We start from the raw sequence: 22368 nt of genomic DNA on the forward strand, positions 1-22368 counted from the left end.
GCTGTTACCGTAATTTCAGTGTTGAAATGGCGACAAGCGCCAGGATTAAAGTAATGATCCAGAACCGCACAATGATCTTCGGCTCAGCAACCCCTTTAAGCTCGAAATGATGATGGATCGGCGCCATGCGAAAGATCCGTTTGCCCCGGTATTTGTAGGACCCAACCTGAAATATGACCGAAAGGGCCTCGATCACGAACACCCCGCCGACAATCACCAGCAGGATCTCCTGCTTGGTGAGCACCGCCAGGATACCCAGGGCCCCGCCCAGCGACAGCGAGCCGACATCACCCATGAACACTTCGGCGGGATACGAGTTGTACCAGAGAAAACCGATCCCGGCGCCGACCATGGCGCCGCAGAAGACCGCCAGCTCCCCGGTTCCAGGCACGTACGGAATCTGGAGATAGGCGGAGAGCTTGGCGTTACCGGCTATATAGCTGAAGAGCAGATAGGTGGCGGCGTTAATGGTTACCGGGCCAATGGCAAGGCCGTCGAGGCCGTCGGTGAGGTTGACGGCATGGCTGGCGCCAACAATAACCAGAGCGGCAAATGGGATGAACATCACCCAGAGATCGGGATGCAGTCGCTTAAAGAAGGGGAAAAAGAGTTCTTCCGAAAAGTTCGGGTCGAGAAAAAGATAGAGCGCCACGCCACCTGCGACAAAAAACGTCCAAAACATCTTCTGCCGCGGTGATAGCCCCTTGGGGTTCTTTTCCACCACTTTTTTGTAGTCATCAACAAAGCCAATGATCCCGAAACCGACAACCACGAACAGCGTTAGCCAGATATAACTGTTGGTAAGGTCGGCCCAGAGCAAAGTCGGGATAACGATCGCGCCGAGAATCAGTACCCCGCCCATGGTAGGGGTTCCCTGCTTTTTCAGATGTGATTCCGGGCCGTCGGTCCTGATGACCTGTCGCGCCTGCAACGCTTCCAGTTTGCGGATCACCCACGGACCGATGATAAAGCAGAGAACCAGGGCTGTTATCATGGCATAAATCGATCGGAACGTCAGATATTTGAAGACATTGAACAGCTTGATGTTGCCGGCGAGTGGGTAGAGGAGATGATAGAGCATCAGTTGCCCCCTTTCCCGTGAGGAGTGGCACACCAGACCCTGATGCCTTCGGCAATGGTTTCCATTTTCATGCCCCGCGACCCTTTGACCAGTACGCAGTCACCTGCCTGCAGCGTCCCTCTGAGATCGACAAGAAGCTGTTCGTGATTCTCGGCCACCACAATCGATTCTTCCGGCATACCACCATCCAAAGCCCCGACCTTGACGGTTTCAGCAAATCGTCCTAAGAGATAAAGCTTGCAGACACAGGTCGCAGCAAGCCTGCCGACTCCGCGATGCGCTTCCATCGCGCCGCTGCCCAACTCAAGCATATCTCCGAGGACAGCAATGGCACGACCGTCGCCCTTCAGTTCGGAAAGGGTTACCAGCCCGGCTGCCATAGACCCGGGATTGGCATTGTAACTGTCATCAATGAGCGTGACCTGGCCGAGCTCTTCAAGACGGAAGCGCTTTTCCACCGGTTCAAAACGTTCAAGACCGGCAACGATCTCAGTTGGGGCGATGCCGGCAGCGACAGCTACTGCTGCCGAAGCAAGGGCGTTCTGAATATTGTGCCGCCCATACGCCCTGAGTTGAACCGCATATGCTCCGCCCGGCAGTCTCAGCATAAAGCGCTGGCCGTCGTGCCCCAACTTTTCGATGTTGCCGGCAGTAATATCACCTTCATGCATGCCGAAGGAAATCCGCCTGACTCCTTCCGGCACCGGCAAAGTGGCAACCAGCTGGTCATCACCATTATAGATCGCATAACTACCTGGCTTGAGGCGCATGAAAAGCTCACCCTTGGCCTTGGCAACAGCCTCCAGACTGCCCATGCTCTCCAGGTGCGCCGGAAAAACATTGGTAATCACGCCAATCGACGGCTCGGCGATTTCGGCCAAGCGGTCAATCTCGCCCGGCTCACTCATCCCCATCTCCAGCACGCACCAGTTCATCTCGGCTGTAGCCTTGAAGACCATTTGCGGCAGACCAATAAGGTTGTTCAGATTGCCTGAAGTCTTGAGTCCGGCCCCTTTGACCGTAAGAATCGCTGCCACCATCTCTTTGACTGTGGTTTTACCGTTGCTGCCGGTCACAGCAACCACCGGGAAAGTAAATTTCCGGCGATAACCGGCGGCCAGATCGCCCAGCGCCCTGAGGGTGTCGCGAACCAGAATACCGGTTACGTTTTCCGGGAGTGCATGCTGCACAGCCCAGGATTCCTCGGCAAGCACTACCGTTATCCCCTTGGCCGCAGTTGCAGCCAGGAAATCGTGACCGTCAAACCTCTCTCCTCGAAGCGGAATAAACAATTCTCCCGGCTGAACGCTGCGGGAATCCGTGGATACGCCGGATACCTGCTGGTCAGCGCTCCCTTGGAGCCTTCCTGAGGTCAAAGCCGCAATTTCACTTGCCGTGAACAACCTTTCACTCGGCATTACTGCGCACCTCCTCTAAGAGAAAGAGCCGCAGCAGCCTCTTCACGGTCGTCAAAATGGTGCTTGGTCGTGCCGATGATCTGGTAATCCTCATGTCCCTTGCCAGCCAACAGCACGATGTCGCCCGGTTCAGCCAGGCTGATGGTGAGACCAATAGCATCCCGCCGGTCAGGCACAACGATAAAACCTTTGTCACGCAAACCCTCACCGAGGGTTGCACGATCATACTCTCTGATGCCCAGGGCCGCTGCTCCGGCCCGGACCTGAGCAATAATCTCCTCCGGCTTTTCGGTCCTCGGATTATCGGAAGTAATAACCGCAAGATCAGAAAGCCGCCCGGCGATCTCGCCCATTATCGGCCTTTTCCCCTTGTCGCGGTCGCCGCCGCAACCAAAGACCGTCAAAATCCTGTTGGTCTTCAACTCGGAAAGGGTCTGCAGGACATTCTCCAGGGCATCTCCGGTATGGGCATAATCCACGAAAACACCGATGCCGAGATCGTTTTCCACGCGCTCCAGGCGGCCAGGCACCTTCTTGTGGTTTGCGATACCGGCGCTGATCGTTGCCAAGGGGAACCCCAGTGCATACCCGGTGGCAACAGCCGAGAGGATATTGTACAAATTGAATTGGCCGACCAGACCGGACGAAAACGCAATGGTCCCGGCAGGGGTTACCAGTTTTCCGCTGATCCCCTCAAGCGATGACTTGATCTCCACGGCATGCACATCGCCTGTGGTTGAGATGCTGTAGGTAATGACAGGGCAGACGGACTCTCGGGCGACCGCAGCGCCATACTCATCGTCAAGATTGACGACAGCCCGCCTGGTCGGCTTGACTGACGTCGGTTGCAACAGCTCCTTGAACAGCCTGAGTTTTGCGGAGAGATAACTCTCCATACTGCCGTGAAAATCGAGGTGATCCCGGGTCAGGTTGGTGAACACCCCCACATCGAACTGGCAGCCGTCAACGCGGCGCTGATCAAGAGAATGCGACGAGACCTCCATCACCACGCCAGTAGCGCCGCCATCAATCATGGTGCGCATGATACTCTGGAGTTCGGTTGATTCCGGAGTGGTATGCGACGCAGGCAGCACCATCTCGCCAAGCCGGTAGCTGACAGTGCCCAACACAGCTGCCTTCACCCCGTTAGCGGCCATAATCCCTTCAATCAGGTAACTGGTCGTTGTTTTGCCGTTGGTTCCGGTAATTCCGACGAGCGGAACATCTCTGGTCGGGAACCGGTAAAAGGCCGATGCCATGAGCGCCATGGCAAGGCGGGAATTTTCAACCTGAATGAAGGGGAACCCGGTCGGTACCGAGCTGCGGTCCTCCACGACAACTGCCGCGGCACCACGCTCTATCGCCAGGCCGATAAACCGGTGGCCGTCAGCAACTGTCCCTTTTAAAGCGAAAAAGAGACCCCCGGGCTGGACAATCCTCGAATCGTAGTAGAGCCCTTGAATCTCTTGGTCGCTCACACCCTTGGCAAGGGACGGTGAAACGGCTTTTATCAGGTCACTCAGTTTCATGTGGCCTCGACTGAATATAGTGTCATTATGCTGAAGGAATAAACTTTACCCATACCTTGTCTCTCGGCCCTATCCTTTGGCCAGGCAACGGATTCTGCTCCGCAGCCCTGCCGCTTCCGATAAGACGCACGTTCAGATTTCTCTTTTGCATGCTGCGCATGACATCACGCATGCTTTTCCCGCGAAACTCCGGCATCAGCACTCCTTGCGCAGTCCCGGCAATCTCTCCTTCTTCGGCAGAATAGTCAGTATCAATAACAGCTGCAGGCACCGGCCCCTTTTTCGAAGCGATTCCCGGCTCCAAACCCTTTTGCTTTTTGATTCGGGCATCAGGTGCAACTTTGAGGTAACAGAGTGCCTGCTGCGCTATGGCTCCGAATGCCGGGGCAGCAACGACTCCTCCGTACGGGCTGGTTTTTGGCTCATCGATAATGACCAGTATGGTGAGCTTAGGGTTGTTTGACGGCACAAATCCGACAAATGACGCCGTCCGCTTATCGATCGAATAACCTCTGGTTACCGGGTCTACCTTTTGGGCAGTACCGGTCTTTCCGGCAACGCGATAACCGTCTACTGCCGCGTTGGTTCCGGTTCCGCCGTCACCGGTAACCCCTTCCATCATGGTCGTAACCGTTTTTGCCGTTGCCGGGGAGATTATGCGTGCCTTGGACTGGGGAGCAATCTGCTGCACGACATTGCCCTCGGCATCGGTAATTTTTTCAACCAGATATGGCTTCATCAGCACACCGCCATTGGCGACGGCGGAAACAGCTGACGCGATCTGCAATGCTGAAGCAGTAACACCCTGGCCAAAAGAGATGTTGGCGAGATCTACCGGAAACCACTGGCTGCGATTTCTAAGATTGCCGCTGGTTTCTGCAGGGAGATCGATACCGCTTTTCTCTCCGAAACCAAATGATTTCAAATAGCGATACAGCCGTTCCGAGCCAAGCCTGGACCCGATCTTGGCTGCACCGATATTGCTGGAGTACTTGAGGATATCTGCTACTGAAATTCTCGCGTATTTATGGGTATCATGAATGGTTTTGCCGCCTATTTCAAAAGACCCCATTTCGCAGTCAAATGTGTCACGGGCATTGACTATCCCTTCCTCGATTGCTGCGGCGAGCAGGAACACCTTGAATGTCGAGCCCGGCTCAAAGCTATCCGCAATGGCCCTGTTGCGCAGGTTCGCAAGGGGATATTTTTGATGCACGTTCGGATTGAACCCCGGATAGTTTGCCATAGCCAATATCCTTCCGGTTTGCGGTTCCATTACCAAGGCAGTGCCGGCTTTCGCGCCACTGTCGCTTACGGCCTTGGCCAGCTCTTTTTCAGCCATGTACTGGATATTCTTGTCCAGGGTAAGGGTTACGTTCTGCCCCTTGGACCCTCCCTGCACTACTGCTCCATCCAAAGCAACGTCCCTGCCAAGGGCATCGCGTTCCGTTATCATATAGCCGGTGCTTCCGAGGATCGTTGCGTTGTATTTCCGCTCAATCCCCTCCAGCCCTTCAGGGTCAAGCCCGGTAAAACCAATGACGCTTGCCGCCATCTCCAGGTTTGGATAAAACCTCTTACTTTCCTTGACAAAGCCGATCCCGTCAAGCTTGAGAGCCTTGACCTTAGCGACCACCTCGGGTGCGAGCTGTCGCTGAATCCAGACAAACCCCTTGCTCCCGGTCAACTTCTGTTGCAGCTGGTTCTGGGGCATACCGAGTATCGGTGCCAGTTTTACGGCGCTTTCTCGTGGGTCCTCGATATTCCTCGGCTCGGCAAAGCAAGACTCCATCTCGATGGATACCGCGAGTGACGCATTATTAGCATCGAAAATGGTCCCTCGTGCCGGGGTCAATTGCACTGTTTTCTGGTGTTGCCGCTCTGCCAGCTTTTCCAACTGATCCCGTTTGATGACTTGAAGATAAAAGGCCCTTGAAGACGTCACCAGAAAGAAAAAGGCAAAGAGGGCTCCTATAATCCGGATTCTTGCCCTAGCCCATTTCTCTTTTTTATCCCTCACCGCACCTGCACCACCTGTTGATTTGTTGGCAACGACAGACCCAGCTCCTGGTGCGCAACCGCCTCAATCCTGGCAGGGGTCTTTAAGGAGGCGACTTCCAGCTTGAGCTTGCTCTGCTCCTGCTGCATCTCTTTGATCTGCTTTCTGCTCTCTCCCAGCTGGAGACTCAGGTCTACCACCTTAACCCGTGACCAAACATGGAATATCGACACCGTAGTAAGTATGGCCAGGATCACCAAAAGGGTCGGCAGATACTCCTCGCGCTTCCCTTCGAATACCGCTTCCAGCCGCCGTGGGGCTATTACCCTGCCGTATGCGGTTTTTGTGTTTGACATGTCAGTTCACCATTTCCTTCAGCATTTCTCTGCAACCCTGAGCTTGGCGCTGCGGGAACGCGGGTTTGCTGCGATCTCGTCCTTAGAAGCCAAAACAGGCCTGCTGGTCAAAACCTTCAGTACCGGTGTTCCGCCACAGGCGCAAACCGGGAGATCTTTCGGACAGCGGCAGCCAGTAGCCTTATCTCTAAAAAACTGCTTCACGATCCTGTCCTCTAGGGAATGAAAGGAGATGACCGCGATCCTTCCACCGCTTTTGAGGAGCGGGACCGTATCCTGCAGACATCGTTGCAGGCTTCCCAACTCGTCATTGACGGCAATCCGAATAGCCTGGAATGTCCTCGTTGCCGGGTGAATTCGCTCCTCCCAAGCTTTTCGGGGGATTGCCCGGCTCACCAGTTCTGCCAACTGTCCCGTTGTTTCAAGAGGAGATTCGAGTCGTGCGGCAATGATTCGCCGGGCAATCTGCCTTGCCCAGCGTTCCTCGCCGTAATCCCGGATAACCCTTGTCAGCTCATCTTCCGATGAGCTGTTTACCAACTCAGCGGCTGTCAACGATGCCGAGCGATCCATTCTCATGTCCAGCGCAGCGTCCTGCTGAAAACTGAACCCTCGCTCTGCGGTATCCAACTGATGCGATGACACGCCGAGATCAAGCAGCAGTCCGTCGATAGCCTCTATACCCAACTCGGTCATTACCGAAGCTATGGCCGACACGTTGCGTCCGACAAAACTGGCCCTGTTTCCGTACGTTGCCAGGATCGACTTCGCAGCTGCCAGGGCCTCTTGATCCTGATCGAAACCGATCAATCTGCCTGAAGGAGACGATAGTTCCAGTATCAACCTGGAATGGCCGCCGCCACCCAAAGTGCCGTCTACATAAATGCCGCCAGGTCGAGGAGCCAGAAACCTGGTCACCTCTTCCGGCATTACCGATACATGCCGGAATGCCACCGGCTATATCCCCAGCGAGGCAAGCTCTTCAGAGTCAAGAGGCAGTGCTTTTTCATCCTGCTCGCTGACCCTGAGATAGGTATCCCTGCTCCAGATGTCAAAACGATTGCCCATACCGACAAAAATTATGTCTCGATCAAGAGCTGCATGCTCACGCAAGGCCGTTGGAACGAGCACCCGTCCCAGCTTATCCGTGGTATACTCATCGGCAGCGCCCAGATACCGGCGCTTGATGCTGTTCAATTGAGCCAGTGGAAACCCGCCTTCATTGGCGTTGATTTTTCTTTCTATTTCACGCCACTCGGAAATAGGGTAGACGGAAAGCCCTCGACCGAGTTCACCACCAAAATCCACCGGGGTAGCCTTGGTGATAACGAATCGCTCGTCACCATAAGTGGCAACAAGTATCTCCCGGAACTTTGCCGGTATACTTGTCCGCCCCTTAGGATCTATTGTACTTGGCCATTCGCGGGCAAAAGACATATAACCTTCCCAACCATTGCCACCATTTTCCACAAATTACCACTCAGTGGAAAAACTATACAAGCCGACCCCGGGGTTGTCAAGGCAAAATCATTTGCGCCATACATGTTTTTTCTATTTACAAATCAGGATGTTAGACAAGACTTACATGAGACTCGCGGGAGTAACGGCGTGGGAGAGATAAAAAGTTTCCAAATGGCCAGAAATTGGCTGAAAACAAGAGGGATTAGCGGTCCACTCACCCCTTTTTTTTGTGTTCGGCAAGAAAAACAACCTTGGGGGAAGAGGCTGGCTTAGCAGATGGCCCTTCAGGGGCAACGGCTTTCGGCGATTCGGCTGAGGGATTGCTTTGCGGGCGATTGCGCAGCGGTGGCGCTACGACCTTTTCAAGCATCATGGGCGTGCCGCCCATGGTAAACGGTGCGCCATCGATCTGGGAATCGTCCAGTATCCAGGTGTAAACCTGCAAAGGAGAAGTAAGCACCAGCAATGACACCTGCCACCACCCAGGTTTGACATCAGGCGATATATCCTCGATCCGGGCAAAGAATCCCGGACGATTATCAACATGCACCAGAACGAGATCGTTAATCGTTGCCATGCTCACTCCAGAGAATGCCAATTGAGCGCCCTTCAGCAAAGCGCCTGCTGTTGTTGAGGATACCGTAAACAAAACGGTTTGCAAAGAGTTGTTCAAGCCTCTGATAGAGTACGAACAGGTCTGCAGAGAGTGCGGCAAACCTGGCGCGCGCATTCGAGTCCATTCCCGCATCGACCCGATCGCACACGAAAGTGACACAGTTGTATGGCCTGTAGTGCGGTGCCATCATGCAACCGCTGTCCCCGAGAAAAGGGCAGGCACCATTGTCAAATCGTGGGGAAAAGAGCTCATGGCCAGTAACCAGATACCCAAGCAAGTCAACCACGGTAAAGTGGTAGCATCCGGACCGGCAACACTCGCCTTGACACAAACGGCAGATTTCGACGCCATTCAAGCCATCGAAAATGGCATCGACTTCTCTCTTCACCACCAAGATCTCTCTAACGATTCCAGCAACCTGTGTCGATAAATGACCGGGCAGTTCCTTGAATTCCCTGGTGGCAACAGCTATGGCGGTGGACCAGGCATCTGAATGCGACACAAGCTACCTCAAGCAAAACCGGTCGGCCACCCTGTTAAGGCACCGACCGGGAAGAAAATTTTGGCCGAAGCAGACCGTAAGCCGGGTTCTGTTCCGCCTCATGGTTACCCACGAAGCAACGATGATCATTCATCTAGGACCGCCGTTACCGACGGCCTCCAGCAGCCAACCCGGAAGCACGGGCGGGCCGCCCTTAACGCTCCCCTATTTGGCCTTGCTCCTGGTGGGGTTTACCTGGCATCCACCGTCACCGGCAGACCCGGTGAGCTCTTACCTCACCCTTTCACCCTTACCTGCCTTTGCCGAGGCTTCGGCAGGCGGACTTCTCTCTGTGGCACTTTCCCTGGGGTCACCCCCGCTGGACGTTATCCAGCACCACGCCCTATGGAGCCCGGACTTTCCTCCCCCTCTAAGAGGCGGCGATCATCTGTTCTGCTTCGACCAAAGCTGACAGCCACAGCAAAAAATCAGCTGCGGCCTGACACTAGAGCCGTTACCCCTGCTGCGGCTGACGATATACCACCATTCTCTGGCAGTGCGGACAGGTAATCAGCTCATCGCCGCGAAAAAGGGTATTGTAAAGTTGAGGCGGAAGGTTGATGTTACACCCCAGACAACTGCCGTCGCGAGCCTCAACCACTGCCAACCCTCTGCGCATCTTGCGCAGCTGGGCATAGCGCTTAACTACTGCCGGAGGCAGAGTCTTCATTTTCTCGTCTCGTGAGGTCTGATCTACGGTAATATCGCGTTCAAGGGCATCAACCTTAACTTGAACTTCTGCTTTTTGTGCCGCGATATTCCCTTCAAGAGCGTCAAGATTGCTTTTACGCTCGGCAATCTCCCCCTTCAGCTCATCTGCCAGAGAGATCTTCTGCAGCAACTGCTCCTCAAGCTCAGTCTTCATCTTGCGAGCGGCAGTAATCTCTTTTGAAACAGCAAGATACTCTTTTTGGGTCTTGATCTCCTTGAGGCGGGCTTCAGAACGAGCGATATTTTCCGCCTCCGTCGCCAATGTCACCTCCAACCCTTCCTTTTCGGCATCCAAGGAGGCACAACTCTCCTCTCTGGCAAGCAATTCCTGGCGAGCCTCGGCCACCTTCTGATCAAGGGTGTCAATTTCTGCCAACAAAGAATTCCTGACTCCCTCGATCCCATCAAGCTTGAGATCAATCTCTTGTAGCTCGTAAAGCGTCTCCAAATTTTTCTTCACCGCCTGCACCCCTTTCAACCTACTTGGAATATGGCAACCGCAAAACCGGAATTAAACGTACGAAAACGGCTCTTTTTCACCATTATATGTTACAAGTTCAGCCTTAAAACCGAGAATAGAGAGTTCCTGCCCCAAACGCTCTGCCAGACCTGATACCATTATCCGCTCAGTGGCAAAATGACCGGCATCGACAAGGGCGATACCATGCGCCTCAGCATCACGGGCCTCATGATATTTCACATCACCGGTGACAAGGACATCTGCGCCCTTAAACCGGGCAGCATTCAGCAGGGACACCCCGCTCCCCCCGCAAATTGCCACTCGCTTGATTTTTCGTTTTCCATCACCGACAAAACGCAGCGCAGGGGTCTCCAGGCGCTCTTTTACCTGCTGGGCGAAGTCATAAAGGGCTACCTGCTCCGGCAATTCACCGATACGCCCCAGCCCGAAGCTTTTACCGCAATTACTCAGTTTAAAAAGATCAAAAGCTGGCTCCTCGTAGGGATGAACCCGCTTCAAGGCGCTTACTGCGGCATTAACCTGATCGCTCCGGAGCATCAGTTCAATCCGCGACTCCTCAACCGAAGCAAGCTCACCCTCTTTGCCAAGGAACGGTCTGGCCCCGGCAAGAGGCCTGAAGGTACCGGTTCCCGCGATGCGAAAAGTGCAATCCGAATAGTTGCCAAGCTGTTCACTGAAAGGGGAAAGAACCTGCAGAACACGATCTTCATGCCCCACTGGCACAAAAACCCCTAACTTGACAAGCTCATCCCTGGCGGTTACCTGGAGCGGAACGGTTTGTTCAAGCCCGAGCCGCTCTGCCAGAAGGTCATTAACCCCTCCCGTGGCAATATCATAATTGGTGTGTAAGGCGACGATCGCGAGCCCGCCCTCAATTGCCCGGAAGACGATAGCGCCATCGGCATCCTCACGGCTTACCCGCTTCAGCGGTTTAAACAGTAGCGGGTGGTGCGTGAGCAGCAACGTGCAGTTATGGGCAATTGCCGCTTCCACAGAGCCCTCGCTGGCATCGAGAGCGATCATGATGCGCTCTACTGGCGCAGCATTGTTGCCGACCTGCAGACCAGGGTTGTCCCACCCTTCCGCAAAACGCAACGGCGCTATTTTATTAATAATTCCAACAACATCAGAGACGCGCGGCGTATTCATGGCCTCACAAAGAAAAAGAGTGCAACCGGAAGGTGTGCACTCTTTTCATTCCCTGGCTCGCAGGCATTTTGACAACTCTTGCGCTTTATGGGCTTCCCCTCTGCTTTCCGAGAGTTAATGAATGGTGGGCCCACCAGGATTCGAACCTGGGACCGACCGGTTATGAGCCGGTAGCTCTACCAACTGAGCTATAGGCCCGCAAAGCGAAAGTGTATATTAGGCGACAGCTAAGGCAGTGTCAAGCACTTTTCAATCTTTTTCTTGCAGTTTTCAAGATGTTGCGATGGCGGAGTCTATCAATTTCAAGGCGGCAAGCGCCCCGAACGGAATCGAAAGATGGGGTTTCTCAATCTGTGCCTCACGGGGATTGATCCTGATGACGGTTGCTCCGCAGTACCGCCCCAATCGTTCACTTGTCGCACGAATTGTCGGGATTGCCGTCCCAGCACCCAGTTCAATGACAACCATCGGTGCCGCACGATGATCAATGACAAATTCGTCAAAGCAGCGCTCTTGACTCCTGGTTCTCGCAGAAAGCCAGGAAAAATCGCCGAACATAAGAATATTTGGCCGAGCGACGCCTTGGCAATTAAGGCATTTCGGAATATTGAGCGCCCGCATGGTTGCTGAATCGACTTTTATCGACTCCCGGTTGTCCCAGATAGCCTCAGAACAAGGTTCAAGGCACTGTAGATGATGTATTGAGCCATGAACTTCCAGAATTGAGGCATCAGCAAACCCTGCTTTTTGAAACTGACCATCCACGTTGGAAGTAACGATAAACGATGCCATGGCAAACCGCTCAATCCAACCCTGGAGAATGGCAAAGCCGTCATGGGGAATCGTATCGCGGTAGAGGTTGGTCCGGTGGCCATAAAACCCCCAGCCAAAGGCAGGGTCCCGCTGAAAATGTTCCGGATTTGCGGCATCAACAAAGCTGAGACCCAAGCGCTCATACATCGGGTAGGCGTTCCAGAAACCGCGATCACCGCGAAAATCAGGAAGACCGGAGTCAACGCCCATTCCCGCGCCGGCGGTAATTACCAGAGACTGCGCACCCTGCAGCGCTTTTGCAGCAAGTCGTATCACCTCGTCCATGCACTCTCCTTCAGATCGCCACCCTGACCATAACCGGGGCAAGCAGGCGCGCCACATCCCTGGGATCAAGACCTACCAGGTAGCCGCGCTTCCCCCCGTTAAGGTAGATGCGCGGCAGGGCCATTATTGTCTCCTCCAGGTAAACCGGCATCTGTTTTCTGGTGCCAAAGGGGGAGGTTCCTCCAACCATGTAGCCGCTGTGACGGTTTGCCGTATCAGGAGCACACGGAGCAATCATCTTGACCCCAACCAGTCGGGCCAACTCTTTTGTGGAAACTTGGCGATCACCATGCATCAGGACCACAAGAGGGTTCTTCAGCTCATCCTCCATGATCAGAGTCTTGATGACACTATGCTCATCAACGCCCAGTTCGCGGGCCGAGACAGCAGTGCCACCCTTTTCCTCATAAGCATAGAGGTGATCAGTGAACTGAATCCCGGCTTGTCTGAGCATGCGCACTGCCGGTGTCACCGGGGACTTATCTTTTGCCATTCCATACCTCGAATTTCTACTATCGTGCCGGCGCTGCCATAGGCGCCACCGGAGCAGCCGGAGCTTCGGGGACAACAGGAGCTGACGGCGCCTCCACATAAGGGGATCGCGGTGACACTGGCCCGGACGGGACCTTTGATGGACCGACAGAGAGAGCTTCTCCGGGGTAAGACCCGGGCAGCCCCCCCCGGTAGACTCCTGCGCTACCAGCGGCATCACCCGGCGGAGTGCTGCCATAAAACGCGGCCTCTTTTGCTTCGTTTCTATAGGCGATAGAGTCGATCATGACGATGACAGCAGATACGCAGACAATCGCAACGTACGCAGCCCACGTTGTCTTGTTCGATCTGAGCCGGGACACATTACAAGCGATTGCAAAGATTGTCGGCAAAGCGAGCAGCTCCAGCGCATAACCGGCACCGGACAACATAGAACCAAACCGTGCAGTTGACATGCCCATGACGATGACGACAAAAGAGAGAAAGACCAGATTCTGCCAGGCAGTGAACATCTGGAGAACATGACCGCCAAGATAGTCGAAGTGAGCAGCATTTTTGCGCAATGCGGGGCCGGCATTATCTGAGCACGGGGAGCCCTGAGGTTCCTGAGGCTGCAAAACCGGTGCCCCCGAAAACTCTGCATAATCGCCGGGATGACTGTTCACTCCCTTCGCGATCTCAGCTCTGACAAGTTCATAGGCCTCGTTTATATTCTTCAACATCTCCAAAGCCCGGTGCTGTAACCGGGCATCATTCTGAAAACGATCCGGGTGCCAAACCATGACCAGTTCCCGATAGGCCTGTTTTGCCTCTTTCCCCGTGGCCCCGAAAGAGATGCCCAGAGTAGCATAGGCCCATTTTATTGTCTTAATATCAGTCATGCGGCTTCAACCCATCGAATCAGGTCTTCTTCTGCAGGTAATCGCCAAGTTGCATCCGGCTATGCTCATCATCATGACAATAGACACACAGGTTTTCCCAGTTACTGCCATCTGCCGGGTTGTAATGGTGATTGCCGTCCCTATGATGAACTGTCAGCAAATGAAGGTTCGACTCATCAAACTCTCTGCCGCACTTGGCACAGATCCAGCCGTGCAGCTTCAGCGAACGTTCACGATAATTTTCAGGCCCGGCCTTGTCCGCCTTTAGCAAGCGCACCAGATTATCAAGCTCTTCCTGGCTGGCAGCAGGCACAGACTTAGGCCTTCTTGGTCCAAACGAACGCGGCATGGCAAAGCACCCTCCATTAAAAGTCCGGTATCCCAAAGCTACCCCGGCCACTGATAACTGTCAAGATGTCAGATTGTACCAAGCACAGCGCTACACCTTCTCCAAGCTGCGATAAAACATCTTTTTTTGTTTATCGGTTGAAAGCAGCCGGCCAGCTGCTATGTTATAACATGGAACGATGTAATCGCCGTCACCTCGGCATCGCCGCGGCTGTGGCACATGAAGTAACGCTGAAACCGGACCAAGCCCAACAGGAGAGGATTTAGAGATGTCCTTTGTCGGTGAACTGGAGCATCTACCCATAGTTGATGTCATACAACTGCTCAACTCCACCAGGAAATCAGGGACGCTCTGCGTCAAAAGCGGCAAGGGCGAAAGCCAGCTGGTTTTTGTCGACGGTTATATCGTGGGGGCCAACCATGTCAACAACAGCGTCCGTATCGGCCAGGTCTTGGTCGACATGGGGGCCATAACCCAAGCCGAACTTGAGGAGTCCCTTGCGGAGCAGTTCAATGCCGGAGCGAACAGAAAACCTTTGGTCGCAACCCTTATCGAAGGAGGCCGGATCGACAAGGATGTTGCATATAAAGGACTGGAAAACCTCATTGAGATGACCATCGTTGAAGTGCTTACCTGGACAAGCGGCACCTTCGAACTGGACATAGACAAGATTACCGTATCTGACGAATACCGGTATTTCCCGGAAAAACTGCAACAGGACATCTGCCTAAATACTCAAAGCGTCCTGATGGATGCCCTGCGCATCTATGATGAAAAAATGCGCGACGGCACCCTGACTCCGGAAACCTTTGCTGCAATGGATATTCCGATTGAAGGCTTTGACAGCAACTGGGAAGCTCCGGAGATTACCGCCGACCTGCTCGGACTTGACGATCTTGACAACCTGGACCGAACCATTCCGGATGTTTTTTTAGGAGTGAAGGAGATCATAGCAAAAAATGAAGTCGATCCCTCTGACGTACACAAGAAAGCAATAAGTGCTGAACTTGCCGGCATTCCCGAAGACCAACAGGAGAAAATCTATACCCTCCTGGCCAACCTGTCAGGAAACGTCAAGGAGGATGACTCCTTATACACCACCCCGATTGCGGTAATTCTTTTCACCCGGAATGAACTGTTACGCCACATCATCACGACCCTTGCGCGGCATGAAGGGTATCTTGTGTTCTCAACTGACGAAGCAGAAACCCTTGATCACATAATAGACAAGGCCATAGCTCGGGAGCTGACTCCGGTACTTGTTATCGATCCTCCCTCAAGCAATGACCCGCTGTTTTCAGCTAACGCTATCATGGAGCTGTTGCTCCGGAAACGGATGAAATACCCGCAGATTGCCATCATCCAGATGATCTCATCTCACAATGGACACTTTTCTCTGCAGGCGTTACAGTGGGGCGTCAGGTTGTTGCTCCCATGGCCGGACAAAAGAAATCCGAATGAAGACTTTGCCGAAGAAATTATCAGTTTGCTCGAAACTCTCAGGGTATACCTCAGCACAACCTTTTTAACCCCTGAGCACAAGGCGATCAAGCAGCTTCGGGAGTGCATCTTTGAACTCGACGCCTTGCAGGAAGCGCCTGAAGTTTCATTTGTTATCCTGAAATTCACTGCAGCAATCTTTGAACGGTCCATGACATTTGTTGTCGGAAAATCCGAGCTTATTGCAGAAAGAGGAATCGGGATCCACAGAGACAAAGGCGAAGGGGCATCCCCCCCCATGATGTTCAGAATACCTATCGGCGAGCAGTCACTGTTCAAAACGGTCATCGAAAATGGACAGCTCTACCATGGAGACACCAAGGACGAAAGCATCACCGCCGATTTGCATAAGCAGATCGGGGCGCCTGACAGCTCGACTATAGTTCTGATTCCGGTCAGCAGCATGGGGCGGTGCGTTGCCCTGATTTACGGCGATTTTGGCAATAAGCCGGGCTCGCCTGTTCAGATCGAATTACTGGAAATTCTGGCGCATCATGCCGGTCTGGTCCTGGAAAATACCCTGTACCGCAAAAAGTTTGCAAAGACCTCTTGACCCTCATGCTGCCGGCACACTAAAAAAGGGAAAGTTCTGCCATGGATGCTAACACTTTGCTGCAAATTCTCGATATCGCTTTTCAGAAGAAGGTCTCCGATGTCCATTTTGAAGTGGACAATCCACCCATTTTCAGGGGCAGGGGCCAACTGATCCGCTCAAAACTGCCGAACCTGACTGACAAAGACACCGAATTCATCGCGTCACGGATTCTCGAACATAACGGTCGCACTCTTACCAGCGATTTCAAAGAGATTGACGCCTCCTACTCTCTCCCCAGCGGTGGGCGCTTCAGGGTAAGCATATTCCGGCAACGCAACAAGTACGGAATAGTGATGCGGGTCATTCCACCTCACATCGGCAGTTTCGATGAACTGCACCTCCCACCAGTCCTCGGTGAGATCGTCAAAGCTCCAAACGGCCTGATCCTGGTAACGGGTCCTACCGGTAATGGCAAATCGACAACCCTTGCTTCGATGATCAGGTTCATCAACGAAAGCTGCAACTACAACATCGTCACCATAGAAGACCCGATAGAATTTCTCTTCACTTCGCAGAAGAGCTGCATCATCCAGCGTGAGGTGGGGATTGACACCGAGAGTTTTAATGCTGCCCTTAAAGGGGTGCTGCGCATGGACCCCGATGTGATAATGGTTGGAGAAATGCGGGACAAAGAGACCATTGAAGCGTGCATCAAGACCGCCGAAACCGGGCACCTGGTGTTATCGACACTTCATACTCAAAGCGCCGTATCAACCATTAACCGGATGCTCGGACATTTCCCGCCAGAAGGACAAGAGATAATCCGCCAGAGACTGGCAGATATCCTCGTCGCAACCGTATCCCTCCGCCTCGTCAAGGACAAGAGCGGAGAAAACATCCTGCCGGTAGTCGAAATCATGCGGTCTACAACGACTATTCAAGCGTGCATCAGGGAGGGGCGGCTCGACGAGATCGAGAAGCATATCGAAAACGGACAATCGTTATACCACATGCAGACACTAGACCAGCACCTGCTGCAGCTTTACAAGCAGGACTTGATTACCATGGAAGACGCCAAGCGGATCTCGCATTCCATGGACTTTGAAAGAAAACTGGTTTTCGAGCAATAACCATTTACCTGCAAATCAAAAAGGCCGCCCCATTTCTATGGGACGGCCTTTTTTCTACTATTCAACAAAACTCTTCAGCTTCTTTGCCCGGCTGGGATGCCTCAGCTTGCGAAGCGCCTTGGCCTCTATCTGCCTGATCCTCTCGCGGGTAACCTCAAAGTCCTGACCAACCTCTTCCAGGGTATGATCGCTCTTCTCGCCGATACCAAAGCGCATCCGAAGCACTTTTTCCTCACGAGGGGTCAATGTTGAAAGAACCCGTGCCGTCTGCTCCGAGAGATTGGCCTTAATGACAGCTTCCAGAGGGGAAACAACGCCCTTGTCCTCGATGAAATCACCAAGGTGAGAATCCTCCTCCTCACCGATTGGCGTTTCAAGTGAGATCGGTTCCTTGGCAATCTTCAGTACCTTGCGCACCTTATCCAGTGGCAGGTTCATCCTCTCGGCAATCTCTTCCGGCGACGGCTCTCGACCGATCTCCTGCACGAGCTGCCGACTGGTGCGGATAAGCTTGTTGATCGTCTCGATCATATGGACCGGAATCCGGATGGTCCGGGCCTGATCGGCAATGGCGCGGGTGATTGCCTGTCTGATCCACCAGGTGGCATATGTTGAGAACTTGTAACCGCGCTGATACTCGAACTTGTCCACTGCCTTCATCAGGCCGATGTTGCCCTCCTGGATCAGGTCGAGGAACTGGAGTCCGCGGTTGGTGTACTTCTTGGCAATGGAGACAACCAGTCGTAGGTTGGCTTCCACCAGCTCCGATTTGGCGAATTTCGCCTTGCGCTCACCCTGATCGATAGCCTTGATGGCGCTGGCCAGTTCACTGGCATGGAACCCTGACTCCTGCTCCACCTTTTTCAGCTTCCGTTCAACGCCCTTGAGTCTCTTTTCCAGCTTCTGGGAATCTTCAAGCGTCATTCCGAGCTTTTTCAGCCCCTTCTTTTCGGCGTCAGCGCTTTTTGACATCTTTTCAAAGAGCTTGTCGAGCTCATCCGCAGCAACACCACCGGCTTCACGTTCAATTTCGGAGATTTCGCGGGTAACTAAATCTACCTTTATAGCAAGTTCCTTGAGCCGGTGCGCGATCTTTTCAATATGACGATCCCGCATGCGCAATGACCGTACCAGCTCAGCGAGCTTCTGCTTGTGGCCTTGCTGCTCGGCCAGCAGTTTCGTGCGGGTTGCTGCCGGCAGAGTTCCATCCAGTTGCAGAGCAAGCTCCTCCATCTGGACATCGAGCGCCCTTATCTCTTCGATAATCGAAAGCAGCCTGATCTGGTTGACATCTTCCTCGTCTTCCTCAAGCTCCTCCTCCTCAACCTCTTTACTGATCTCGGCAGGGAGAATCTGCCCCTTGCTCAATTTGTCACCAAGGGAGAGGATCTCTTTTACGGTAATCGGGGTATTGAGGATAACGCTGGCTACATCGCGCTCGCCATCCTCGATCCGCTTGGCGATCTCAACCTCGCCTTCCCGGGTGAGAAGCGAGACCGAGCCCATTTCCCTCAGGTACATCCGAACCGGATCGCTGGTTCTCCCCAAAGCGCCTGGTTCAAACTCCTGCTCTTCCTGCTCCCCTTCGAGCTCTTCATCTTCCTCCAGGTCCATCTTCACTTTAGGTATCTTGACCTTCTGAACCGAGTCGACGATTTCAATATCCATTTCGCCGAACATGCTCATGACGTCATCTATCTGTTCTGAAGACACGATGTCTGGTGGCAAGAGGTCATTGACCTCGTCATAAGTAAGAAAACCCTTCTCCTTACCCAAGTCTATCAGCTGCTTGACTTCTTCCATGCTCTTCTTGGCCATGCCTACCTCGAACGTATGACGATAACTTCTATAATAATTGCGATTTCTTATTTCGCAAGGTCTCGATTTCTTTCAGCAGCTCCAGATAGCGCTCCGAATCCTGCTCAGTCCGCGCCAACTCCCGCGCCAGCTCTTTCAAATCTTTCAGCGGACTGCGCTCAAGCGAAGCACAACACTGGTCAAATGCCTTCTGTGGATCGATCCCCTGCAACTGCGCATCGTTGACAAATAGAGAGGCAAGTTGCTGTACACTCTCGTGGCTATCGCTTCTTTCAAAGAGATGACCCAGATCAACGCTGCCTTGTTGTTTGCTTTCAGTTATGAGACGGTCGGCAATCGCCTGAAAATGATGCGGCAGCAGCCTGACAACCTTGCGCTCGTCGCCTAGCTGCGCCAATTCAGGGAATGTCCCCATCAGCAGCAACAGCATTTCAGCAGGACTGGTACCGCAATTCTGGCGCGCCTTCTGCGGCGTTGGCCTTAACTGGCGCTCCGTGCCGGAAACCCCGGCCATGAGTTTGAGCTCCGCCTCATCGACCCCAAGCACCCGAGCTATTTCCGTTACATACAGCTTCCGCTGCATGCGATCTTCCAGCAAGCGCAGCCGCGGCAGCAATTCGTCCAGAATCTGACGCTTCCCTTCGATGGTTCCTGCCTGCCGGCTATTCAGCAACAACCTGAAAAAATAATCGAGCACCGATCGCGACTTTTGCATCCGGGTTAGCAACCCTTCTGCGCCTTCGCGCTTCACAAAGCTGTCGGGATCGTCGCCTGCCGGCAGTTCGATTACTGAAGCCGGTATTCCTTCAGGCAGCAACATATCCATTGCCCTGACCGTTGCCTTCTGACCGGCACCGTCTGAATCAAACAGGATGTAGAGCTGGCCGGCATAGCGATGGAGCAGCTTGACCTGGTCCGATGTCAGGGCTGTCCCGCAAGTGGCGACAACCTCTCTGATCCCTGCCTGGTACATCGAGAGGTGATCGAAATAGCCTTCTACGACGATCGCAACTTTCTTCTCCCTTATGGCCTGCTTGGCAAGGTCAAGGCCGAAAAGGATGTCTCCCTTGTGGTAGATGGGTGACTCAGGCGAATTGATGTATTTGGGCAGCGAATCGTCAAGCACTCTGCCGCCAAAAGCGACCGGTCGACCATGCAGGTCGGAAATAGTAAAGAGCAAGCGGTTACGGAACGTGTCGTAATAGCCGCCGCTTTCCCTCTGGCGCACAAGTCCGAGTTTCTCAGCCTTGGCCAGGTCTATTTTGCGCCGCTCAAGGTACCGGCACAACGAGTCCCACTTTTCCGGAGCAAAGCCTAGCCGGTAGGCTTCGACCGTTGCCGGATCCACTCCTCGCTGCTTGAGGTAACTTCTGCAGGACTCTCCAGACTCACCCGACACGAGAATCTCGTGATAAAAGCCGGAGGCAATCTCTGCAATCCTGAAAAATTCCTCTTTTTCGTCCTTTCGCGTCTGCTCCGCTCGCGAAAGGGGCCGCTCATCAATAGCAACCCCTGCCTTCTTTGCAAGGTGCTTGACCGCTTCGGGGAAGCTAATCCCCTCAATGCGCATGATGAAACTGAAAGCATTGCCGCCGGCCCCGCAGCCAAAGCAGTGAAAAATTCCCCGGCCGGGGTTTACATTGAATGATGGCGTTTTCTCGCCGTGAAAAGGGCACAGCCCCTGATAATTCGCTCCAGCCTTTTTGAGACTTACATAGTCGGAGACAACATCAAGAATTGTCACCCTCTCCCGAATCTCACGAACTGTTTCCTCGGGTATCATGGATGACGACCTCCAGTGAAGGGCATACCATCAAGACTATGCAAGTTTTAGCAGCCTCAGGAACGCCTCACCTTGTTTTCTTCACGCTTTGAACCCCGCCAACCATCAATCATGTCTATTCCGGCCTTGCAAAAGGCGCGCGCCGTAGGAGATGACTGGATATAGCCTTTCAGTTTCGCGGGAGCAGGTCCATTTATCAATATCGCCAGGGCGATACAGATCAGGAAAGCTCCCTGCATAAGACCGAAAAGTATCCCTCCGAAACGATTGAGCCAGCCGAGCAGCATGACCTTGAAAATTGTAGTCAACAGGTGACCGGCAAAAAAGAAGAGCAGCCCAAGAACAGCATAGATAAGAACAAAGGAGATGGGTATTGCTACCAGTCTGGGCAGCCTTATCAATCCAGACAGTGCAGTTGCAACATACCCGTAGTAGGTGAATGCCGCCCATGCGCCGGCAACCACGCCGAGCAGAGCGCAAACCTCTCTGACAAGCCCCTTCATGAACCCCTTGACAGCACACGCTGCAAGGACACCCCAGATAAGAATGTCAAGAAGTGAGAAACCGGACATTGAGTGAGAACCCATAAAAAAGAAAAAGCAGGGGCGATCATTCACGATCTACCCCCACCTAGTCTCTCTTCTTAGTTTATTTCAAATTTGAGCAGGAATCAGCCCAAAAGCCCTTTAACCACGTCACTGACCAGCTTGCCATCAGCACATCCCGTTACCTGCGGCTTCAAGACCTTCATTACCTTGCCCATGTCCTTGCCACCCTGAGCACCGGATTCAGCGATCGCTTTTTCCACTAGGGTGACAATCTCTTCTCTGGAAAGCTGTCGAGGGAGAAAATCCAGCAGAACCGACAGTTCCCGCTCTTCTTTTTCCACAAGGTCGACCCTGCCGGCTTCACCGAACATCCGAATCGACTCTCTGCGTTGCTTGACCAGAGAGGCAATCACTTCTTGGATACCGGAATCGTCCAGAACAAGCTTCTGGTCAATCTCCTTGTTTTTAACAGCAGAGCGGACAAGACGGATGGCAGACAGCCTCAGATCATCCTTGGCCCGCATCGCATCTTTCATTTCATCATTTAACCTGTCCCGCAAAGACATCAGGATCACTCCATCATTTTGCGCTGCTTTTTAAGGGCGCGTTTACGGGCAGCAATTGTTTTTTTCTTCCGCTTGATGCTTGGTTTTTCGAAATGTTCACGTTTACGGATTTCCGACAGGATTCCTGCCTTCTCGCACTGCTTCTTGAACTTCTTCAGCACGACCTCAAACGGCTCATTTTCTTTTACCTTGATTCCCGGCATTCATACTCCCCCCCTTCTGTCGCAAATTTTTAGCATTAAATAAGGGTAAGCCGGTACTATGAAGAGATGGTATATTACCTATCGGCTACCATCATGTCAAGCAACTTATTCATAATTTTCAAT

General features: G+C 53.3%; 22 protein-coding genes, 1 tRNA gene and 1 other RNA gene. 2 read left to right on the top strand and 22 right to left on the bottom strand.

Going from position 1 to position 22368, the window contains the following annotated elements:
• Nucleotides 1–4: 4 nt before the first annotated feature.
• From mraY to KI809_RS05810, 17 genes are all read right to left on the bottom strand, one after another.
• Nucleotides 5–1081 (bottom strand): phospho-N-acetylmuramoyl-pentapeptide-transferase, encoded by a 1077-nt coding sequence (gene mraY, locus KI809_RS05730; protein WP_214170589.1) that lies wholly within the window; start codon nucleotides 1079–1081, stop codon nucleotides 5–7.
• On the bottom strand, nucleotides 1081–2499 hold the full coding sequence (locus KI809_RS05735) for a UDP-N-acetylmuramoyl-tripeptide--D-alanyl-D-alanine ligase (protein ID WP_214170590.1): 1419 nt from the start codon (nucleotides 2497–2499) through the stop codon (nucleotides 1081–1083). Before KI809_RS05735 ends, mraY begins: the two co-directional genes overlap by 1 nt.
• Nucleotides 2499–4028 (bottom strand): UDP-N-acetylmuramoyl-L-alanyl-D-glutamate--2,6-diaminopimelate ligase, encoded by a 1530-nt coding sequence (locus KI809_RS05740; protein ID WP_214170591.1) that lies wholly within the window; start codon nucleotides 4026–4028, stop codon nucleotides 2499–2501. The genes KI809_RS05735 and KI809_RS05740 overlap by 1 nt, the downstream gene beginning before the upstream one ends.
• Nucleotides 4029–4053: 25 nt before the next feature.
• Nucleotides 4054–6048 (bottom strand): penicillin-binding protein, encoded by a 1995-nt coding sequence (locus tag KI809_RS05745; protein ID WP_214170592.1) that lies wholly within the window; start codon nucleotides 6046–6048, stop codon nucleotides 4054–4056.
• Nucleotides 6045–6383 carry a cell division protein FtsL gene (ftsL, locus tag KI809_RS05750; RefSeq protein WP_214170593.1) on the bottom strand — a complete coding sequence of 113 codons (339 nt, stop codon included), beginning with the start codon at nucleotides 6381–6383 and terminating at the stop codon, nucleotides 6045–6047. Before ftsL ends, KI809_RS05745 begins: the two co-directional genes overlap by 4 nt.
• An 18-nt stretch (nucleotides 6384–6401) precedes the next feature.
• Nucleotides 6402–7337 (bottom strand): 16S rRNA (cytosine(1402)-N(4))-methyltransferase RsmH, encoded by a 936-nt coding sequence (rsmH, locus tag KI809_RS05755; protein WP_337833280.1) that lies wholly within the window; start codon nucleotides 7335–7337, stop codon nucleotides 6402–6404.
• A 3-nt stretch (nucleotides 7338–7340) separates the two neighbouring features.
• A complete protein-coding gene (gene mraZ / locus KI809_RS05760) occupies nucleotides 7341–7820 on the bottom strand; it encodes a division/cell wall cluster transcriptional repressor MraZ (RefSeq protein ID WP_214170594.1) in 480 nt (159 codons plus the stop codon).
• A gap of 238 nt (nucleotides 7821–8058) precedes the next feature.
• Nucleotides 8059–8421, bottom strand: a complete 363-nt coding sequence (locus tag KI809_RS05765; protein ID WP_214170595.1) for a hypothetical protein — start codon at nucleotides 8419–8421, stop codon at nucleotides 8059–8061.
• Nucleotides 8408–8962 (bottom strand): hypothetical protein, encoded by a 555-nt coding sequence (locus KI809_RS05770; protein ID WP_214170596.1) that lies wholly within the window; start codon nucleotides 8960–8962, stop codon nucleotides 8408–8410. Before KI809_RS05770 ends, KI809_RS05765 begins: the two co-directional genes overlap by 14 nt.
• Nucleotides 8963–9024: 62 nt before the next feature.
• Nucleotides 9025–9401, bottom strand: an RNA gene (rnpB, locus tag KI809_RS05775) — RNase P RNA component class A.
• A gap of 54 nt (nucleotides 9402–9455) precedes the next feature.
• Complete coding sequence (locus KI809_RS05780) at nucleotides 9456–10172, bottom strand: zinc ribbon domain-containing protein (protein ID WP_214170597.1); 717 nt, start codon at nucleotides 10170–10172, stop codon at nucleotides 9456–9458.
• Nucleotides 10173–10223: 51 nt separating this feature from the next.
• Complete coding sequence (locus KI809_RS05785) at nucleotides 10224–11342, bottom strand: Nif3-like dinuclear metal center hexameric protein (protein ID WP_214170598.1); 1119 nt, start codon at nucleotides 11340–11342, stop codon at nucleotides 10224–10226.
• A gap of 122 nt (nucleotides 11343–11464) precedes the next feature.
• Nucleotides 11465–11540, bottom strand: a tRNA-Ile gene (locus KI809_RS05790).
• A 72-nt stretch (nucleotides 11541–11612) separates the two neighbouring features.
• Complete coding sequence (locus KI809_RS05795) at nucleotides 11613–12440, bottom strand: SIR2 family NAD-dependent protein deacylase (RefSeq protein WP_214170599.1); 828 nt, start codon at nucleotides 12438–12440, stop codon at nucleotides 11613–11615.
• 10 nt (nucleotides 12441–12450) lie between these two features.
• Nucleotides 12451–12933: a Cys-tRNA(Pro) deacylase gene (gene ybaK / locus KI809_RS05800; protein ID WP_214170600.1), complete on the bottom strand. Its 483-nt coding sequence runs from the start codon at nucleotides 12931–12933 to the stop codon at nucleotides 12451–12453.
• A 19-nt stretch (nucleotides 12934–12952) separates the two neighbouring features.
• Complete coding sequence (locus KI809_RS05805; RefSeq protein ID WP_214170601.1) at nucleotides 12953–13813, bottom strand: J domain-containing protein; 861 nt, start codon at nucleotides 13811–13813, stop codon at nucleotides 12953–12955.
• Between the two features lie 19 nt (nucleotides 13814–13832).
• Nucleotides 13833–14162, bottom strand: a complete 330-nt coding sequence (locus KI809_RS05810) for a YajD family HNH nuclease (protein WP_214170602.1) — start codon at nucleotides 14160–14162, stop codon at nucleotides 13833–13835.
• A gap of 268 nt (nucleotides 14163–14430) precedes the next feature.
• Here KI809_RS05810 and KI809_RS05815 point away from each other — a divergent pair, with 268 nt between their 5' ends.
• Together KI809_RS05815 and KI809_RS05820 are read left to right on the top strand one after the other, a co-directional pair.
• On the top strand, nucleotides 14431–16215 hold the full coding sequence (locus tag KI809_RS05815) for a DUF4388 domain-containing protein (protein WP_214170603.1): 1785 nt from the start codon (nucleotides 14431–14433) through the stop codon (nucleotides 16213–16215).
• Nucleotides 16216–16256: 41 nt separating this feature from the next.
• A complete protein-coding gene (locus KI809_RS05820) occupies nucleotides 16257–17327 on the top strand; it encodes a type IV pilus twitching motility protein PilT (protein WP_214170604.1) in 1071 nt (356 codons plus the stop codon).
• Nucleotides 17328–17384: 57 nt separating this feature from the next.
• Here the strand turns inward: KI809_RS05820 and rpoD are convergent, their stop codons facing one another.
• The 5 genes from rpoD to rpsU all read right to left on the bottom strand — a co-directional run bounded on the left by rpoD (nucleotide 17385) and on the right by rpsU (nucleotide 22245).
• On the bottom strand, nucleotides 17385–19145 hold the full coding sequence (rpoD, locus tag KI809_RS05825) for an RNA polymerase sigma factor RpoD (protein ID WP_214170605.1): 1761 nt from the start codon (nucleotides 19143–19145) through the stop codon (nucleotides 17385–17387).
• A 28-nt stretch (nucleotides 19146–19173) separates the two neighbouring features.
• On the bottom strand, nucleotides 19174–20928 hold the full coding sequence (gene dnaG / locus KI809_RS05830) for a DNA primase (RefSeq protein WP_214170606.1): 1755 nt from the start codon (nucleotides 20926–20928) through the stop codon (nucleotides 19174–19176).
• Nucleotides 20929–20984: 56 nt separating this feature from the next.
• Nucleotides 20985–21500, bottom strand: a complete 516-nt coding sequence (locus KI809_RS05835) for a CvpA family protein (RefSeq protein WP_214170607.1) — start codon at nucleotides 21498–21500, stop codon at nucleotides 20985–20987.
• A gap of 98 nt (nucleotides 21501–21598) precedes the next feature.
• A complete protein-coding gene (locus tag KI809_RS05840; RefSeq protein WP_214170608.1) occupies nucleotides 21599–22042 on the bottom strand; it encodes a GatB/YqeY domain-containing protein in 444 nt (147 codons plus the stop codon).
• A 5-nt stretch (nucleotides 22043–22047) separates the two neighbouring features.
• A complete protein-coding gene (gene rpsU / locus KI809_RS05845; protein ID WP_041971387.1) occupies nucleotides 22048–22245 on the bottom strand; it encodes a 30S ribosomal protein S21 in 198 nt (65 codons plus the stop codon).
• Nucleotides 22246–22368: the final 123 nt, after the last annotated feature.

Origin of the sequence: Geoanaerobacter pelophilus (assembly GCF_018476885.1) — a bacterium.
GTDB classification, from domain to species: Bacteria; Desulfobacterota; Desulfuromonadia; order Geobacterales; family DSM-12255; genus Geoanaerobacter; species Geoanaerobacter pelophilus.